Annotated in this window: 17 protein-coding genes and 1 pseudogene; 10 read left to right on the top strand and 8 right to left on the bottom strand. The window is 44.2% G+C overall.

Features of this window, described 5'->3' with window-relative positions; all coding sequences use genetic code 11:
• The 3 genes from J7529_RS13355 (at position 1) to J7529_RS13345 (ending at position 4,385) form a co-directional block, all read left to right on the top strand.
• On the top strand, positions 1-2,238 hold the full coding sequence (locus J7529_RS13355) for a Na-K-Cl cotransporter (protein ID WP_318729359.1): 2,238 nt from the start codon (positions 1-3) through the stop codon (positions 2,236-2,238).
• Positions 2,239-3,135 (top strand): EamA family transporter RarD, encoded by an 897-nt coding sequence (rarD, locus tag J7529_RS13350; RefSeq protein WP_271941359.1) that lies wholly within the window; start codon positions 2,239-2,241, stop codon positions 3,133-3,135. It begins immediately after the preceding gene.
• Positions 3,136-3,236: 101 nt separating this feature from the next.
• Positions 3,237-4,385, top strand: a complete 1,149-nt coding sequence (locus J7529_RS13345) for a hypothetical protein (RefSeq protein WP_318729358.1) — start codon at positions 3,237-3,239, stop codon at positions 4,383-4,385.
• Positions 4,386-4,444: 59 nt separating this feature from the next.
• On the opposite strand, the gene J7529_RS13340 is transcribed toward J7529_RS13345, so the two are convergent.
• From J7529_RS13340 to J7529_RS13315, 6 genes are all read right to left on the bottom strand, one after another.
• A complete protein-coding gene (locus tag J7529_RS13340; RefSeq protein WP_318729357.1) occupies positions 4,445-4,753 on the bottom strand; it encodes a hypothetical protein in 309 nt (102 codons plus the stop codon).
• Between the two features lie 119 nt (positions 4,754-4,872).
• The gene (locus J7529_RS13335; protein ID WP_318729356.1) at positions 4,873-6,003 is read right to left on the bottom strand and encodes a restriction endonuclease, SacI family; all 1,131 of its coding nucleotides are present in this window, start codon (positions 6,001-6,003) and stop codon (positions 4,873-4,875) included.
• Positions 5,946-6,821 (bottom strand): DNA adenine methylase, encoded by an 876-nt coding sequence (locus tag J7529_RS13330; RefSeq protein WP_318729355.1) that lies wholly within the window; start codon positions 6,819-6,821, stop codon positions 5,946-5,948. The genes J7529_RS13335 and J7529_RS13330 overlap by 58 nt, the downstream gene beginning before the upstream one ends.
• A 15-nt stretch (positions 6,822-6,836) precedes the next feature.
• Positions 6,837-7,850, bottom strand: a complete 1,014-nt coding sequence (locus tag J7529_RS13325; RefSeq protein WP_318729354.1) for a M23 family metallopeptidase — start codon at positions 7,848-7,850, stop codon at positions 6,837-6,839.
• 15 nt (positions 7,851-7,865) lie between these two features.
• The gene (locus tag J7529_RS13320) at positions 7,866-9,584 is read right to left on the bottom strand and encodes an ABC-F family ATP-binding cassette domain-containing protein (RefSeq protein ID WP_318729353.1); all 1,719 of its coding nucleotides are present in this window, start codon (positions 9,582-9,584) and stop codon (positions 7,866-7,868) included.
• 68 nt (positions 9,585-9,652) lie between these two features.
• Entirely contained in the window at positions 9,653-9,793 is a 141-nt protein-coding gene (locus J7529_RS13315) for a hypothetical protein (RefSeq protein WP_318729352.1), read from the bottom strand.
• 123 nt (positions 9,794-9,916) lie between these two features.
• On the opposite strand from J7529_RS13315, the gene J7529_RS13310 reads away from it, so the two are divergent.
• The 3 genes from J7529_RS13310 to J7529_RS13300 all read left to right on the top strand — a co-directional run bounded on the left by J7529_RS13310 (position 9,917) and on the right by J7529_RS13300 (position 13,082).
• Positions 9,917-10,216, top strand: a complete 300-nt coding sequence (locus tag J7529_RS13310; RefSeq protein ID WP_318729351.1) for a hypothetical protein — start codon at positions 9,917-9,919, stop codon at positions 10,214-10,216.
• Positions 10,217-10,319: 103 nt separating this feature from the next.
• On the top strand, positions 10,320-11,648 hold the full coding sequence (locus tag J7529_RS13305) for an SGNH/GDSL hydrolase family protein (RefSeq protein ID WP_318729350.1): 1,329 nt from the start codon (positions 10,320-10,322) through the stop codon (positions 11,646-11,648).
• Positions 11,649-13,082: a hypothetical protein gene (locus tag J7529_RS13300; RefSeq protein ID WP_318729349.1), complete on the top strand. Its 1,434-nt coding sequence runs from the start codon at positions 11,649-11,651 to the stop codon at positions 13,080-13,082.
• An 8-nt stretch (positions 13,083-13,090) separates the two neighbouring features.
• Here the strand turns inward: J7529_RS13300 and J7529_RS13295 are convergent, their stop codons facing one another.
• Positions 13,091-13,579 (bottom strand): DUF3368 domain-containing protein, encoded by a 489-nt coding sequence (locus J7529_RS13295; RefSeq protein WP_318729348.1) that lies wholly within the window; start codon positions 13,577-13,579, stop codon positions 13,091-13,093.
• Positions 13,576-13,821 (bottom strand): UPF0175 family protein, encoded by a 246-nt coding sequence (locus tag J7529_RS13290; protein ID WP_271938085.1) that lies wholly within the window; start codon positions 13,819-13,821, stop codon positions 13,576-13,578. Before J7529_RS13290 ends, J7529_RS13295 begins: the two co-directional genes overlap by 4 nt.
• 125 nt (positions 13,822-13,946) lie before the next feature.
• On the opposite strand from J7529_RS13290, the gene J7529_RS13285 reads away from it, so the two are divergent.
• From J7529_RS13285 to J7529_RS13275, 4 genes and pseudogenes are all read left to right on the top strand, one after another.
• Positions 13,947-15,497, top strand: a complete 1,551-nt coding sequence (locus tag J7529_RS13285) for a DUF4419 domain-containing protein (protein WP_318729347.1) — start codon at positions 13,947-13,949, stop codon at positions 15,495-15,497.
• A gap of 159 nt (positions 15,498-15,656) precedes the next feature.
• Entirely contained in the window at positions 15,657-15,758 is a 102-nt protein-coding gene (locus tag J7529_RS24730; RefSeq protein ID WP_413038885.1) for a HepT-like ribonuclease domain-containing protein, read from the top strand.
• A gap of 151 nt (positions 15,759-15,909) precedes the next feature.
• Positions 15,910-16,366, top strand: a pseudogene (locus J7529_RS24725) (SAM-dependent methyltransferase); the annotation flags it as partial.
• Positions 16,367-16,470: 104 nt separating this feature from the next.
• A complete protein-coding gene (locus J7529_RS13275) occupies positions 16,471-17,178 on the top strand; it encodes a PHP domain-containing protein (RefSeq protein ID WP_271938088.1) in 708 nt (235 codons plus the stop codon).
• The last annotated feature ends 80 nt before the right edge of the window (positions 17,179-17,258 follow it).

Raw genomic sequence — 17,258 nt, 5'->3', positions numbered from 1 at the left:
ATGAAAAAAAACAGCTCAAGTGCTGAAGTATCCCAAATATCTGCATCAGACGAGCCAGTAAAAACGGGCTTAGGAACCTTTGGTGGAGTCTATACCCCTTCGATCTTAACCATCCTAGGGGTGATCATGTATTTGCGGTTTGGACGGGTAGTGGGTAGTGTGGGACTGATTCCCACATTGGCGATCGTTACCCTCTCTACTGCTATTACCTTCCTCACAGCCCTATCGATCTCTGCCATTGCCACCGATCGCGTTGTGCGCACAGGCGGTGCATACTATATGATTAGTCGCTCCTTAGGCATTGAAACCGGAGGAGCTGTCGGTATTCCCTTATATTTTGCTCAAAGCCTTTCCATCGCCCTCTATACCATCGGTTTTGCCGAAAGTGTCGCCGCAACCTTTCCCGCTCTTAATCAGCTCTATGTGGGCATTATCACGACAATTTTGGTAGGAATTGTCGCCCTCACTTCCGCCAGTGTTGCCATTAAAGCTCAGTATTTTATTATGGGGGCAATCCTATTATCGCTGACCTCTTTTGTCTGGGGTTCAGCTCTTCCTGATGTTACCCCGATGGGATGGGTGGGATCGCCTCCAGAAAATAGCACATCCTTTTGGGCAGAGTTTGCCGTCTTCTTTCCTGCGGTTACTGGAATCATGTCTGGGGTGAGCATGTCAGGAGACTTGAAAAACCCAATACGCTCGATCCCTGATGGTACTCTAGCAGCGGTAGGCACGGGATATGTGATCTATATGATTTTGCCGGTAATTCTGGCCATGCGATCGGATGCGGGCAGTTTGATTGCCGAGCCTCTGATTATGCAACAGATGTCCTGGTGGGGGCCGGCGATCTTATTGGGGGTTTGGGGAGCCACCCTATCAAGTGCCTTGGGAAGTATTTTAGGGGCCCCTAGGGTATTACAAGCCTTAGCCAGAGATGGAGTTCTTCCAGACTGGTTGAGCTTTTTGGGAAGCGGAAGTGGTCGAGAGGATGAACCGCGTATCGGGACAATTGTTACGTTAGGTGTGGCAGTTGCCTTGGTCTCTTTGGGAGAACTGGATCTGATTGCTCCCATTCTGACCATGTTTTTCCTTACCACTTACATGGTTCTCAATGTTGCAGCAGGTATAGAAGGCTTTTTACAAAGTCCCTCCTATCGCCCTGCCTTTAAAGTGCCCTGGTATCTGTCCATTTTAGGGGCGATCGGCTGTTTAGCGGTCATGTTCTTAATTGATGCCATGGCTACTGTGGTTGCCGCCATTATCGTTCTGGCGATTTTCATCTGGTTGCAACGACAGGAACTCGAAGCCACTTGGGGAGATACTCGGCGAGGGATTTGGATGGCTATTCTCCGGGAGGGACTGCTCCAACTCGATCATGCTGAAGACCCGAAAAATTGGCGGCCCCATTTATTGGTGCTATCAGGTATTCCCCGCAAGCGCTGGCCTCTGATTGAGATTGCTGATGCTCTCACCCATAACCGAGGATTAATTACCATTTCTAGTGTGCTTCCGGAAGGTTCGCGGGATCTGTCTCAGCAGGCAGAATTGCAAGTGATGATCCGCGAATATGTAGAAAAACGAGGCGTGCAAGCATTGGTACGAGTGATTACAGCCCCCGATCCTTTTGAAGGGGCGGTACGCTTGGTGGAAAGCTATGGGTTAGGGCCTTTAGTTCCGAATACGGTGTTGTTGGGGGATAGTGAATCCCCTCAACGACGAGATCAATATTGTGAGATGATTGCCCAATTACACCAAGCCAAACGGAGTATCCTGGTATTTCGGGAAAACCCAGAACGAGGGTTTGGGAAGCACCGCAGGATTGATATTTGGTGGCGAGGAATGCAAGCCAATGGGGGGTTAATGCTGTTATTGGCTTATCTGCTGCGCACTGATATCGATTGGCATCAGGCACAAATTTTTGTCAAAATTATTGTTACCGATGAAGCGGCGGCGGAATCAGCACGGTTGAATTTGGAACAATTTATCGGTCAATTGCGTTTGGGGGCGATCGCCGAAGTGATTGTTTCCCAAGGACGTTTATTTGAAGATATTCTGCACGAAAGTTCCCAAAATGCCGATTTAATTTTCTTGGGACTGGCTAAACCGGATTTAATTCCAGCCCACCAATACCCCCAATATTATGAAACCTTGCATGATAAAACGGCGAATTTACCTACATTAGTGTATGTGTTAGCAGCTCCCGATTTCGATTTTGAAGAGGTGTTGACTGAAACTTAAATGCAAAGGGTCTTAATCAAGTTGAATATCGGCATTTTCTATGCTGTTTTAGCCTATGGCACTTGGGGGCTTATTCCCCTATATTGGAAGCTCTTTGAGGCGCTGCCAGAGATGGAAATCATCTGTCATCGGATGATTTGGTCTTCTCTGCTGCTATTGGTCGTGTCAGCCATGCAGCAACAACTCACTGAGGTGAAGCGGTTGTGGCGATCGCCGAAAACATTAGCTATTCTACTGGCTACAGCGGGCTTAACCTCCCTCAATGGGGGCATTTATATCTATGGGGTCAATAGCGATCGTGTTTTAGAAGCGAGTTTAGGCTATTTCATTAATCCTCTGTTCAGTATTTTCCTTGGCTTTGTGTTTTTGCGAGAGAAGCTTAATATTGGCCAATGGATTGCCGTTATCCTAGTGATGATAGGCGTGGGATATCTGATTTGGGAACAAGGCCAAATCCCATGGATTGCCATTGGTCTAGCGCTTTCCTTCGGATTATACGGTCTCGTCCGTAAACTTTCTACCATCCAACCCATACCTGGATTAGCTGTTGAAAGCCTACTGATAGCTCCCATTGCTCTCGCTCTAGTCATGCATTGGGCAAAAACCGGCTCGGGTAACTTTGGACTCAGTTTACCCCTGACCTTCCTATTATTTAGTTGTGGGTTAGTGGCTCCTTTACCTTTACTCTGGTTTAACCTAGCAGTGAAACGAATAAACCTCTCAACCTTGGGATTTCTGCAATATATCGAACCAACGATTCAATTAATTTTAGCGGTGTTTCTCTATCAAGAACCCTTTACTCGAACTCACTTGATCTCTTTTAGTTTGATTTGGATCGCTCTGGCCATTTATTCAAGTAATTCTCTGATATCCCTCAATCCAAATCAAAAGTGTTGAATTTTCAAAAAAATAATCCTGAAGGTGGAATCGATCGAACCGGAGGAAATTTCAGGTATGATGAAAGTCAGATCTGTTTTGACTAGATTTTGGGTGTGTTTATGCCATTTTTGACTCGTAACTCTCTACCTCTATCGGTTTCTCCCGATCTCCTCTACGCTGAATTTTTTCAGGAGGAAGCGGGATATAACAGTTGGAAAATGGCATTTCTCGATCGCACCATCGAGCGCTCTCCCTATCGGAGCGATGTTTCAAGCTATGGCGATCGCCTGAAACAATGCCCTAGTTTATACTATGCTGGGTGTAAAAATTATTCTCCACTTAAGGAAAGACCTAAAATTAATGAGAGACGCTTAGATTTTCTGCACCCGGATATTAAGAATGCTTGCATTTGTATTGGTGGATCGGCAGGTGGTGCATTTAAAGCCCAATGGTTGGGGAGGAATGCGCTAGAGAAAGTGGAGTTTTGGAGTGCAACCAAGTTTTTGCAGGTGATTAATGCCCTAACTCAGATAACAGGAGAGTTGGAAGGGGCACAAATTGGAGATTCAGAGACGGTGTATCCCTTGGTGGGTGCGATTAACGATCTGGTGAGCTATGCTGAAACCTACGGCAGTTCTAATGCGATCGCAGCGGCATTTAAATGTTTCCAAACCTATGCCGATCTGGAAACTTGGGTGAAAGAACTCAGTGGACAAGAGGGTTTGGATTTTCAAGGATTATATGGGGAAGAACCCTTTACTACCCAGCCACAAATTACTCGTAATGGGGAAGTCTTGCTCTCGGCTGTGGATGAAGTCAAATCTCGTGCAACTCAACCTGGAGAAAATTCAATCCCAGCTTATGTTCTCACCCGAATTTTATCGATGGTGGGTTGGCATCATCATTTATCCTCATCCGCTCGCATCCCTGGATTGGGAGATTCTCAGCTTGCCCTATTAGTGCCTTGTTTAGGGCGAGATTGTGCCCGTTATGTGGATGTGGCGATCGCCAAATTAGGTATACAGATTCAGAATCCAGTGATTCTCTCTAAAATGGGATTTGGGCGCAGTTCTTACCGCGATCGTACGGAACTGACGTATAGTTGTTTTGTACAATTTGAATACCGAGGTCAATTGAAGTCTTTGACGATGACGTTACGCGCCGGGAAGGATTTGGGAGATGGCGATCGTGAAGCTGTAGAATTGGATGCTCGGATGGCAACGGAAGTGACGCAAATTATTCAGAGATTCGTGTTACATCAGTTATAGCACTTCTGGGTTCTTCAGGACATATTATGCTAATTTGAAGTTCACTTATACTGAAAGTCTTACGGAGCAAGGTTTTCAGTATCAAGAATCTGTTGATAAACGAGAATACTTGCCCTGTAAGACATAACTCTCAATCGGTGAATCATAAAATATTTTCTTCTGGATTTCTTCTGGATTTTATTTTTGTTTTTATTTAAGACTTTTTTTGCCGCTACCAATGAAATATCACTATTCTGTTTGATCATCTCCAAAATAATCTCAAAAGATTCATTTTCCGGCATTTTTCTTAAATAGCCGATCACTTCTTTTTCTTTGTTAAATGAGAGAGAAGCTAGTTCTCTTCGATTAATTAAATCTTCAATTTCCATTTTTTAGTGACTCCTATTAGTTGAAAATCATAAGGTTTAAAGAACCGGGTAGGGTGAGAAATCATGACGGTTTAATTGGACATGATATGAAACCTGCGCGGTTCACTGCTTGAGAAAAATTATTCATCATTATCTATCTCTGCTGCTTGTCTCATTGCCAAAAATGCTTCCTTAACTGGCTGGCTTACAGAACTTTGTGGTTCTTCTAAAATCAAGGTTTGATAAGCTTCTAGAAATTCACCCCGTAATCTATGAAAAAGATGAAGAAAATGTCTAAGAAAACCAATACAGTCTAAAATAACAAACTCAATTCCACTTGTTTCAGTATATAAAGAACGTGCATAGTCCTGAGTTTGGAGATCAATAGTGTCAGTCGTGATAAAAATATAATTATTGACTCGCTTTCCAGTTAAGACCAATTTTTGTAAAGCCCGATCAATATCATCACGTGTGACTCGCTTACTTTTCATTTCATAACTGGTTACAATTTTATCATCTGTAAGCAACGTGATTTCAATATCTCCTAAAGCACCGGTTTGTATATCAGCAGCATTATGGGATTTTAGTGTCAGGACTTTTTCTCCAAGAAATTCTTCTGCCGATTGATAAGCTGCGGCTACGACTAGAACAGGAATGCGACTTGTTCCTTTGAGACTCATATGTTTTTCAATCAAGTTAATGATTTCCTCCGCAGACAAAGGAACTGCATCTTCAGCCGTTTTCAGTGTTGCAACTAATGTGTTTATCCTATCTTGGCGTTGATTTCTTTCAAGCAAAAGTAATCGAATAATCTCAGTCATCAGAATATGAGGTAAAACTCGATGGCGATAAATATCATCGAGTAAATTCAGAACAGCTTGATACAACTGTGGCGGTTTGCCAACAAGATTCAACTCTTTAGTCAGTGGAAGATTGCGATTTCTTAGGGCGGGAGTGAGAAAAGCAGTAGTATTATTACAGGGCAAGTTATGCTGATTAATGAAAGGTGTAATATAGCGCTCATCATAAGTTCTACCGGAAAAACAGTCCGGATCGCCAATTTCTGTATATGGCTTTCTAATATCGAGATCTGGTCGATGTAATTTGGCCAATAAACATGCCATTAAAATACGAACTCCTGCACGATTTTTCAGATTACGAGCAACATAGTCAGCCGATTCTCGGATCTGGGGATCTTCAATAAAAGAGTCTTCTAAGTTGGTGTTAGCTTGTCGAAAAGCGGCATTGAGGATGTCGATAGGTTCTGACATTGGCTCATCTCCCGTGGCAAATCATAATTTGTCCAAAGCACCTCTGTTCGAGGCTTTTTTACTGAAAGACATTGTTTTGAGGGAGCTTCAGTACGGTTCCAATCTTGGTAGAGTTGATCGAATAATGAACAACCATAGCCGGATAGAGCGACTTTTCCTTTAACCTGGTTCAAAACTGCCGCTAATTCTCGATGATCGTCATCGGTCATTTCGTATCGGTAAGCGTGGCGATCTCCTCGTGAATCATGGGGATAGGGAGGATCGCAATAAAATAAGGTTTCTTCACTATCATATCGCCTAATGACTTCTATCGCTGTCCCTTGTTCAATTTGAACCCTTAACAGTCTTTGCACAAGTTCTGAGAGTCCTTCCACGCTTCCTAACCAACGAGAAACTGCTCCTGCCATTCCTGCTCGACTAGTCAGTTTACAATGGGCCCATCTTCCCACGCTAGCAGTTTGAGCTAGTCCTGTTCTCACTTGACGAGCGCGAACAAAAAAACGCCGCGCTCTTTCGAGTTCTGTACAATGTTCGCTGGGCTCTTGTACGGCAATTCTTAGTTCTTCTCTGGAAAATGGGGTTAAGGCTATTGCTTTAATCAAGTCTTCTTGTTGGTCACGCAGAACCCGAAAAAAGTTGACGACTTCCCCATCAATATCATTATAGGTTTCAACAGGAGACGGTTTACGATTCAGGAGTACAGCCGCAGATCCTGCAAACGGTTCACAGTAATGGGTAGCTTCTGGTAATAAAGGCAGAAGCCAGTTTAAATGATTAAATTTTCCGCCATACCAACCAAATGCAATCCGTTTTCCCATGACTTTCAAAATTTATCAATAACGCAAATTCCGCCCCAATTCCTGGATATATAACCCTGGATCTTCAGCCACCCAACCCACAGCCGATTTATAGCGCATTTCAAAATGGAGATGGGGAATGGAAAACTGGGGATTTCCAGTTGTTCCCACGGTTCCTAGTACGTCTCCTTGGCGAATATTTTGACCGGGGGAAACTTGAATCGTTTGTAGATGAGCGTAACGGGTTTGTCGTCCTCCAGGATGGTTAATGACGACGAGTTGACCATAGGAAGCGCGATCGCCTGCATAAGCAACGATACCATCTCCGACTGCCGAAACGGGAGTACCAATGGGGGCGCGGATATCTACACCACTATTAAATTCTCGTCTTGAGGTTTGTGAATTTAAATACCAACCATATCCTTTGAGCAAGGGCGCAACAGCCGGAAGGGGATAGGCCGAGAGCTGACTGCGCATTTCCCTAGAAGGACGACCGGGAGACCAATTGACTCCTGGGACAAACACCATTTCTGGGTTCTGTTGACATCCATTTACCTCAAATAGGGCATCAGCAGGAACTCGGTATGCTTCGGCTACATCGCGCCAAGTTTTACCGACTGGAATCCGCACTAAGACCCCATCATAAGGAGGAATCACAATTTGAGTGCCAACGGGGACTTGTCCGTTGCGTAAGGAACGATTGAGACCCATTAAAGTTGACGGCATTAATTGATGATTTGCGGCAATCTGGCTTAAGGTTTCTCCCGGAGAAATTATGTGATAAATAAAGCGATCTATGGCAGGTTCTTGGGGACAAAATTGTTCTGGATTCGGTCGTAAGGGAATAAAAGATGGCTCATCCATGGGGGTTTGAGCGAGACTCGCAGGAGTCAATAGAACGGGTAAGATTAAAGGCAGGCAAGCAATGAAGATCCCTCTCAATCCCCCTTGAGAAAGGGGATTTTCATTACTTCCCAAACGTAAGTACCCCAAGCTATTTCCTCTTGCCTCTTGCTTTTTGCCGAGCGCGAAGCGCTGTAAGTGCCACATAGTCAAGAATTCCTATTAATTCGCTTTCGCTTTCTTTTTGGCCTTTTGTTTCGCTTTTTGTTTTTCCCGTTTTGCGGCTGCTTTTTCTGCTTTCGCTTTGGCAATTTCCGCTAACTTCACCTTTTCTTTTTCTTCGGCGATTTTATCCAGATAGTAATGGTAGTTCCCCAGATAGACGTGAAATTCACCTTCGCGAATTTCCACAATCTTATTGGCGACTTTGGAGATAAAATAACGGTCGTGGGAGACAATAATAGCGGTGCCATCATAATGTTGGAGCGCTTCCTCTAACATTTCCTTAGCCGGAATATCTAAATGGTTGGTCGGTTCATCTAAAATTAATAAATTCGCCGGCTGTAATAACATTTTGGCTAGGGCTAACCGGGCTTTTTCTCCCCCACTCAGGGCTTCCACCTGTTTATAAACGGTATCCCCACTAAATAAGAATCCCCCTAAAAGGGTACGTACTTCCTCATTTTTCCAATCGGGGACTTCATCATGAATGGTATCCATGACCGTTTTATCTAAATCTAAGGCTTCCGCTTGATTTTGTTCAAAATAACCTGGAATCACGTTATGTTTCCCTAGGCTGACGCTGCCTTCTATGGGTTGTTCCCAGCCCATCATTAATCTCAGGAGGGTGGATTTTCCACAACCATTGGGCCCCAGAATGGCGATGCGATCGCCCCGTTCAATCCCCAGAGATGCCCCCAGGAAGAGGATTTTATCATCATACAAGTAGGTTAAATCCTTGATATTGACCACGTCGCGACCACTGCGGGGGGAGGGAGGAAAGCGGAAATGGAGCGTTTTTAGGTCGCTGATGGGGGCTTCGATGCGTTCTATTTTTCCGAGTTGTTTCTCGCGACTTTTGGCTTGGGTACTGCGGGTGGCACTGGCGCGAAATCGTTCAATATAAGCTTGCTGTTTCTCTAATTCCTTTTGCTGATTTTCGTAAGCACTTTGCTGGGCAGCTTTTTGCTCGGCTTTTTGTTCCAGATAGGCGGAATAATTGCCTAAATAGGTCGTAGACACTCCGCGCTCGGTTTCCACAATTTGCGTACAGAGGCGGTCTAGAAATTCCCGGTCATGGGAGACAATTACCATGGGGATCGTTGAGCTTTTTAGATAGGTTTCTAACCATTCAATGGTTTCTAAATCTAAATGGTTTGTCGGCTCATCGAGCAACAGCATATCGGGAGATTGCAGCAAAATTTTACCCAATTGAATCCGCATTTGCCAGCCCCCAGAAAAGGCGCTGACTAGGCGATCGCCATCATCTGCCTCAAATCCCATCTCGGGTAACATCTTCTCAATTTGTGAGTCTAACCCATATCCATCCAGGGCTTCAAAGTGCCGTTGTTGCTTATCGAGTTTATGGATAAGAATCTCTAGTTCCTCTGGAGTCGCCGTTTGCATCTGATGCTGAATCTCGGCGATCGCATGATGGACTGCATTAGCCTCATGAAAGACCGTCCAAAACTCTTCTCGTACCGTATCCCCAGGATTAACATCAAATTCCTGGGTTAAATAGGCAATCTGCAAATTGGCGGGCCGGATCACCTCCCCAGAAGTCGGCTCAATTTCCCCAGCAATAATCTTGAGCTGCGTCGATTTTCCTGCACCATTGACCCCCACCAAACCCACGTGATCGCCAGGTTTCACTTCCCAATTGATATCATTGAGCACTTGGCCAGTCGAATAGATTTTGCTGATATGCTCTAATCGCAGCATCGAAACCTCCAAGGGCAGGGTAATAGTCAGGATTCAGGGGAATGAGTTAATGGACTTCTGGTTTGACCTCAAAATTGCCGGAAATAACCGAGATCCATCACTAGGGGTTTATAATTCTTAACCATTATATCCGGTTCAGTCCCCTGCTGAAGGCCATCTCTTAAATCCAGTTTATTTAGGGAAAAATCCGGTTGTCCTTTGATTTCCAAGATAAGTGTGTTGTTTAACACCCAACCCGTGTAAACTGATCTAACTGAAACGGGAATTAAGGGTCTCAAGCTTTTAGGCCGTTCTATCATCATCCGTTCTGACTATTATCTTCAACCCTAGCTATGGCGACATCTTCTAACTCAACTTCCTCCACCGTGTCAAGCGCATCGAGCAACCCGTTACGCACGACCACTCAAATTGCTCTATATCTTAAGGACTCTCCCCAAAGTCAGGCGCTATCTACATTCGTTGAAGTCAGTCGCATTCCCATGATGGGCGAATTTATTGAAATTGGAGGCACGCTCTATCGCGTCTTTCTCGTTTGTCATCAACCTGACTCCCAAGAGGTTACTGCATCCGTAGGAGCAGTCAAAACCCCTTGGGAAGGTTGCCAAAGTTTAATTGAAACCCAAAATATATAGTGCCTGATGCTGGGTTAGGGTAATCCGTAAACTGCTACAATCAGAGCTTCTAGAACTCTCAACGCTCAAACTCTCAATGAAGACAAACGGGTTAAAAACATGGATGAGTAATCTAGGGTTAGCAGCCGGAAGCTTACTCTTTGCCCTATTAATGGCTGAAGTGGGACTACGCATTGCCAATATTCCCCCTCAAGCAAAACCGGAACCCCAACCCCAAGCATCAAGTTCTCCAGAACCGACTCCCTCTCCTGTCGAACCCTCTCCCTCTCCAGCTCCTTCACCTGCTCCAGCACAGGAGAATATCTTGCCTTCCCAGAGAAATGCGCCCCCTAAACCTGCACCGGGAACTCCTCAACCGAACTTTTTCCAAACTGATAAGGATTTGGGATGGACGCATCAAGCGGGAGTGTCGGGATGGTGGACAGCCGAAGGAGAAGCCTATATTGAGATTAGCTCTGCTGGATTGCGCGATCGCGAACATCCGATCGAAAAACCACCCAATACTTTCCGCATTGCCCTCTTAGGTGATTCCTTTTCCGAAGCATTGCAAGTTCCACTCGAACAAACCTATTGGTGGTTCATGCAACACGCCCTGCAAAACTGCCCAGCTTTGCAAGGACAAACGGTAGATGTGATTAATTTTGGTGTAACCAACTATGGAACGGGACAACAGTTATTGCGTTTGCGTCGGGATGTATGGCAGTACAACCCAGATATAGTCCTTTTAGCTGTGTTTACAGGCAATGATGTCCCGGATAATTATAAACCTTTAGATGCTCGCAATCGTCCCTATTTTGTCTATAACAATCAGGGAGAGTTAGTGCCAGATATGTCGTTCCGAAATCCGGATAAAACTCTACCTCCCTATAATTTATCTAGGGTAGATATGCTACCGGATTGGTTAGTGGATCATTCTCGGATTTTGCAGTTGGTGCGTAAGGTAGAAAAGGATATGAAAAACCGAGAATTGGAAGCGCTGCGCCAGTATACTTATAATTATTTGTATCGGGAACCAGAAGATGAAACCTGGGAAAATGCTTGGCGAGTGACAGAGGATGTGATGGCGTTAATGTATCAGGAGGTGAAAGAGAAAGACGCAGAGTTTATGGTGGTGACGTTAACGAATGAGGTGCAAGTTAACCCCGATCCAGCCTTTCGCGATGGGTTTGTAGCCAGTAATGGGATTACGGATTTATTTTATCCAGATAATCGGATTAAGGCATTAGGCGATCGCCTGAATTTTCCGGTGGTGAATTTAGCGCCAACGCTACAAACCTACGCCGAAGAGAATCAGGTGTGCTTACATGGATTTGCCAATGCGGTAGAATGTGGGGGACATTGGAACGATCGCGGTCATGCGATCGCCGCTCAAGTGTTAACTCCCCAAGTGTGCCAATACCTCAGTTCAACACTCGGAAAACAGGAAAACTGAATGTCTGGCGATCTCACCACCGCTTTTAATAATAACTGGGGCTATTTGAAAACCGAGTTTAACTGGCTCGATCGTGTTCTCCGTTTGGCAGTTGCTAAACGACAACGGGAAAGAAAAGCCATCGATCGGGTGTCGAAAACTCCAGGCGATCGCGCCAGTAGTGATTGGTGGAAAGGACTCATTACTCTAGACGGAACAGTGGGACGAGATGAAATTGACAAACTAGAGGTTTTTGCCCAGAAATCTGAGAGTTTAAACTATCAGCAACAATTAGAAGAAAAAATTCAGGCTAGTCAAGAACAAGGGATTTTATTGGGGTTGCCGATGCTCTGCGATCGCGCAGCTTTAACCCTATTTGAAAAACACCTGGTGTTAGCCAGTTTAGCACCAGAGGTTAATCATCGCTATTCCCGTCTCTACCAGTATTTGCAAGAGGATCGGCACAGTTATTTACCCACAGTCGATCTAATTTTACGCTTATTTTGTCGAGGCGATAATCAATGGAGAGAGGCAAGAAGTTTGCTGACTTCTACCTCAATTTTAACTCAATTGGGTTTAGTGCAATTTTTGCCCCTTGACTCAGAAACATTTCTCAATAGTGGGGTAAAGCTTACCCCAAAGTTAATTAACTATTTGTTAGCCGATCGCCCAGATGAACCAAGCTTAAACGATTTATTACACCCCACAAGAGAAGCTCTGAAGATTAAATCCTATACTCCGAAAAAATCTTGGTCAGAGTTGATTGTGGCTTCGGGTTTGCAGGAGATTCTTAAGTATATGGCTTACCGATATCGATATGATCGGGAGATGGAAATTGAGGGAATTCATCCAGGGCAAATTATGGTTTTCTCTGGAATTTCTGGAACTGGAAAAACTACAGCAACCGAAGCGATCGCTACTGAGGTCAACCAGAATATTACTGAAGTCGATCTTCAGCTTTTGCCCGATCCGATAACTGAATTATCGGATCTTCACGTGCTCAAGGCTCCCATTTTGCTGATTAAATCGGCTCATTTGTGGTTAAAAAGATCGACTCAAACACCAGTCTATCGATTTTTGCGCGATCGCCAGCAACACGAAAGCCTCACCATTTTAACCTTCGATCCTGCCTATCAAGGGTCTGTGGTGCTGCAAAAATGGCTCAGAGAAGGGGTTGTAGAGCAGATTTTAGCGTTTCCCGTTCCTGGAACGGGCGATCGCCTCAAGCTCTGGAAACAAGCCTTTCCTTCCCCTATTCGAGTCAGTCCATCCTTAGACTGGGAAGACGTAGCGCAGCGTTGGAAGCTCACAGGGGGACAAATTCTGGCGATCGCCCATAAAGCCAGGATTTTTGCTACTCTCGAATCACCAGAAACTGCCATCACCCAAGAACATTTACAACGCGCCTTTTCAACCTTTCCCCTACTTCAAAACAAGAAATCCCGAAAATCCTAAACCATGACTTAACTTTCATTAGCAGCATTTAAAATAGTTATGTAAAGTCGCTGACTAATACGAAAGCCAGCTCGATCGATCAAATTATCCATGATTGGTTTAATAACTTCGATCAATCCTTCTTGCTTGGCAGTTAACAAAACACCCAAAATACCAATAAATTCCAGATTAAATTCAGTAGCAACTTTCCTACCTGGATTTTCATCTATGATTAAGAGATTAGCATTTAATTCAATAGCCAAGGCGATCGCCTCAGACTCTCCTCGATCTAACTCAGTTTGAAATTGACTAACCCGATCTTTATTTTTGACCGGTTCAGTTCTAATCCAAGATAGGGTTTGAACTTCAGCCCTCCCTGGAACAGGATAACCTACATCGGTCATTTCCCGATCGACAGCTTCTGGAATAATAATGCTTCCATAGATTTGTTGTAATAAATTTAATTGTCCAATCGCAGCTAAACTTGTAATTGGTGATGTATCGCTGACGACAATCATAATTTACCCATTCGCTTTAAGGTTTCTATATCAGCCTCAAAATCTGCTACATCATAGTTGACACAAATTCCTCGACTAGATATTTCTCTCCTAAATTCTAGTAAGTTCATTTCTGCAAGACGGCGAGCTTGTCCTGTACTCAGTTTCCTTTGTTGATAGAGTGAGATTGCCAATTCTACTTTAAGATCTGCTTCGGACAGTTGAGCAGAGTTCAGGATTTCGTCAGGGATGGTAATATTCATCTATCGCCTAATGCTCTTACCTTAGCAAGATATAGTTTTCCTCTAGAGTACCATATTACTCATAGCTAGAGCTTACCAATAGCCAAATCTATGTATAATAGAAATGGATTTTGGGGAATCACATCATGCCACAGATTGCGCCCATACTTAACCAACAGCACAGCCAAATCTCCATCTCGGTGGATGAAGTCGAACAAGCTAAAGAGCTTCTGCCTACTCAAGAGGCGAAATCTCAGTTTGAGCGCCAATTGGAAAAACCGGTATTAGCCTTTAGTCATGACGATCGCTTTCAGACGGTTAGCACTCGCTACAATGCTCCATTAGCTCGTGGGATTCATCCCCTAGCATTTGCGGTTCATCTGGCATTTTCCGAGCATCGTCCCTTATTGCTCACCCCGGATATTATTTGGATAACGATCTCTCAAGGATTTGCCCACCATGTTAACAATCATGCCGAAGAATTGCGCGATCGCTTTGTATCCCATTCGGGTAAAGAGACTCTGACTATCGAAGTCTTGGAGATGCCCAAACAAGCAGACGAGTGGAGCCAAGCCGTTCATGAGTGGACGTTGTTGATTCGCGATCGCGTTGGAGCAGAAGTTTATCATCTCTTAGAATGTAACTTTAGCACCACCACCCCTAACGCGCTAACCGCCAGTCGCATCGTGATGATGGATGCCTTTCGCCAGTATTTTGACTATGAAATGGCTTGCATCTGCGGTATTCCCAAGATTACCCTATTAGGAACAGTAGAAGATTGGCAGAGTATTTGCGATCGCGTCCGCATGATGGCTGAATATAACCTAAGCTGGTGGACAGATCGATTATTACCTATTTGTGAAGAGTTCGTAAACACTGCATCAGGAAAGCCTTCCTTGTCATTTTGGCAACAGATTTACAAACCGCAAGAAGTGTATGGTGGTGACGTAATTACCGGCTGGTTAGCTGATTTATTTCCCTATCTCCTTGATGAAGTCACCAATGCACCTTCAAGACGAAATCCTATTTTGGCGATCGCACGTTCCGATATTACAGTTAATAAAGGTATTCCTCTTCGCGTACTACCTTTAGGTCTTTCTCAAGTTCCCTTGAAGTTGACATTCAATCAACAAGAATATTCTGTAGAACTATTGGCTGGTTTTATTGGTGTTTACCAACATCCAGATGAAAGCACGTTGACTCCTGAAGTGGGTTGGGCTGTACGAGAAAGAGATAAATTTCAACGATTATTAGATAAGATTGAGCGCGAACATATCACGCAGAAACCGATTGATTGGTCGAACTTTAGATCGATTTACTCTCTTCCTAAAGAACATATCCAAATTCTAGAACGATTTGATGGAGCGATGCTATACCCAAATAGCGGTCATAGTTGGATGTTTTCCAACTATGAGATATGTCAGTGTTATATACGCAATCAAGAATCTGATTATTCTTTGGTTGAAAAGTTGATTGAACTGGAAGATGGACGCGGTATTGCTTACACTGATGAAGGCTTGATCTTGCTAGGCAAATTGTTTTCGGATCTCGATACTGTTCGTAACAGAATGGTGTATCTTTTAAAAGATCATGTCGTTATTGCTGAAGGAATCGAACAACTCCTAGAGCGCATCTTTCAAGCTGAAGGTCGTTATTACTTTGACGATCCTTCATTTGAAATGAAACCACAATCCTAGAAGATGAACAGAAATAAATGAAAACTCTACAAGAGATTAAATGCTTTTTACATGAACACCAGGAATTGGTATTCCAACAGGTTCGGGTGACAGAAATGCGAGTTTTTGATTCTTATGCACAAAGATTCAGGAACAGGTTTGGGTAGAGGGAGTTGAGATATTAGTCAAGGAGATTTAACAGATTTTTTACAAGATATTTTAGTGCATGAGTATTGGAAAGTTGATGTTCAAGTGGTTTGGGAAACTGTTTCTGAGGCATGACCTTTGCTCAAGTCCGTTATTATCCAAATAATTAGTGAGAGTAGGAAGACATATTTTCCTAACAGAAACTCGAAAATCCAGTCAGATCAGTACATCTCTCTCTCCATAGGGGATACAGCGATCGCGATTTCCGAAAGTGACAGAAGAGGGATTAGATATCGGTTGTAGTATTGGGGGCAGTAGCCGGATTTTAGCGACCGAATATGGTTTTGATGTGACTGGAATTACCATTATTCCCCAATAGGTACAACGGGCCTAAGAATTACTCCGAGTCCTCAAACCCGGTGGAATTTTAGTGCTGGTTGACTGGAATCAACGGGATGACCGGCAACTTCCTCTGAATGGCCTAGAACGGGTGATGATCAAACAATTGTCAGATCAGTAGTCTCATCCCGCGTTTTCCAGTATTCAAGAGTTTTCTGAACTCTTAAAACCATAATCTAACTATCCTAACCAACTCTTTCTCTGCTATGCCCACTCTATTGTTAATGCGGGTGGCTTTTGGGACGAGTTTATGTCGGCTTGGCATGTTTTGCGCCATTCGGGGAAGTGGCCCTGGGGATCTCACGGAATCCAAATCCGATCGGATGAGTATAATTACTTCTTAGTCTGACTTATGATTGCGATCGCGCATCTCAATCAAAAAGTAACGTTACATAAGTTCAAAATTGGCTATAGTAGACAACAAGACTTTATCTTGAGATTGAGAAAGATGATGATCGATCTAGCTCCAGCTCCATGCTTGTCAAACCAGGCTGGAGAGCAGGAAGAAGCACGGGCCCTCAGAGAAGTATTGGCGAACATTGATGAAAGGAGTTGTCCCGATTCCTACAATTTTCATATGCATACCCAGTTTTCTGATGGAAAATTACGCCCGGAAGAGATTATTGACCAGGCAATCGCGATCGGATTACAGGGACTGGCGATCACAGATCACCATAGTGTTGGCGGTTACAAAACCGCCCAAAACTGCCTCAATCATCCCAATCTCAACCCTAAACCCTCCCTCCACCTATGGAGTGGTGTAGAAATCAATGCTTATTTGTTGAAAACAGAAGTTCACATTCTCGGTTACGCCTTTGACCCCGATCATCCGGCTTTAGAACCCTATCTCCAAGGCCATGCTGTGGAAGGCAACGCCTATCAAGCCTCAGCAGTTATTGATACCATTCATAAAGCGGGCGGTTTAGCCGTTCTCGCTCATCCGGCTCGATATCGTTATCCAGCTACTGAATTAATTCCTGAAGCTGTCTATCTTGGTATTGATGGGGTAGAAACTTATTACGCTTATAATAATCCCACACCTTGGATACCGAGTCCCAAACAAACCAAGCAGGTTCGAGAACTGGGCGAATTCTATAATTTACTGCATACCTGTGGTACAGATACTCACGGTCGAAATATCCAGAAGCGATTGTAATGGGAATAGGGAATAGCCAGAGTCGAGCAGTGGGGGTTCTGCACTCTCGCTAACACACCTTGCATCTATAGCAAGGGAAG

It is taken from the genome of Roseofilum sp. Guam (assembly GCF_017746735.1).
GTDB lineage: Bacteria > Cyanobacteriota > Cyanobacteriia > Cyanobacteriales > Desertifilaceae > Roseofilum > Roseofilum reptotaenium.
This window is presented reverse-complemented; position numbering and strand designations above follow the sequence as displayed.